Source organism: Streptococcus mitis (assembly GCF_002096925.1).
Taxonomy (GTDB): domain Bacteria; phylum Bacillota; class Bacilli; order Lactobacillales; family Streptococcaceae; genus Streptococcus; species Streptococcus mitis_AF.
Map to the genome: position 1 here is coordinate 1 of NZ_NCVN01000060.1, position 363 is coordinate 363.

At 28.7% G+C, this 363-nt stretch carries 1 protein-coding gene; it reads left to right on the forward strand.

Annotation, left to right across the window (positions count from 1 at the left end; genetic code table 11):
- Positions 1 to 169 precede the first annotated feature (169 nt).
- The coding region (locus B7692_RS07575; RefSeq protein WP_142360053.1) for a helix-turn-helix domain-containing protein at positions 170 to 363 on the forward strand (194 nt) is incomplete at its 3' end.

Here is a 363-nt window from a genome sequence, read left to right on the forward strand (position 1 = left end):
CAACTAAAGTAGTTTCCGACATAAATTAACACCTCATTTCTAAATTAAATAAGCTCCGAAACCATTTAATTTGTTATTCATTTTGAATTATATATTCTTTTTGAATTTTTGTCAAGCTTTTTTATTCAAAAAGAATAAAATGTGTTATAATGATAAAAAGGAGGTTCTCATGAGCAATCATATTACTAAACTAATAGAAGATAGCGGAAAAAAATTGACAGAAATTAGCAAAGCTACAGATATAGCCTATCCTACACTTTCTGGATACAATCAGGGGATCCGCAAACCTAAAAAAGATAATGCTGAAAAATTAGCAAAATACTTTAATGTTTCCGTTGCTTACATTATGGGACTTGATAGCAA